Annotated in this window: 1 protein-coding gene; it reads right to left on the reverse strand. The window is 50.2% G+C overall.

Annotated elements, in window-relative coordinates; translation table 11 throughout:
• Nucleotides 1-305 (reverse strand): DUF6328 family protein (locus tag Q7C21_RS22710; protein WP_375151197.1); only part of this gene is annotated, 305 nt, incomplete at its 3' end.
• Between the last annotated feature and the right edge of the window lie 251 nt (nucleotides 306-556).

Raw genomic sequence — 556 nt, forward strand, 5'->3', positions numbered from 1 at the left:
TTCAACACGATATGACCCAAGGCCACTGTTTGCTCTTTGAGGCGTTGTCCAAAGAAATAACGGTGCACGGCTACCGGAGTAATCAGTAACAAGATGAGTAGGGTCGCAGCCACCAGCAAGATGATGTAGACAATCTCGTCGTTGTGGCTGAGCATTTCAAATCGCGCTTGAAAAGGCAGTACCACCAGGAATGCAGCGAGAATCTGCACACCGGTCTGCATCACACGCATTTCTTGCAGTAGCTCGTTCCATTGCCGGTGTGGGGCACCGTCACTGGTATCGGGGTGGGAACGCTTGTTGATCATGGTTCTCCTCGACTATCTCCGCTGCCGGAGTCAACGGTTCTGGAACACTAACTATGCCAATGTCCCTGACGACTGCCAAGAGCATCACGAATCTCTATCCAAAATGTCGGTGGCTCTGTATATCTTGAGACATCCCAAGAGGAAGTAGCTAGGCGAAATTTATGAACATGAATCTGGAACCACATATCAAACCCGATGTTTGGACTATGCCGGACAAGGGATTGTCGTGGTGTGATTGCGGCAAGGACCAT

The organism is Pantoea sp. ANP04, from assembly GCF_041982285.1.
Classification (GTDB): Bacteria; Pseudomonadota; Gammaproteobacteria; order Enterobacterales; family Enterobacteriaceae; genus Pantoea; species Pantoea eucalypti.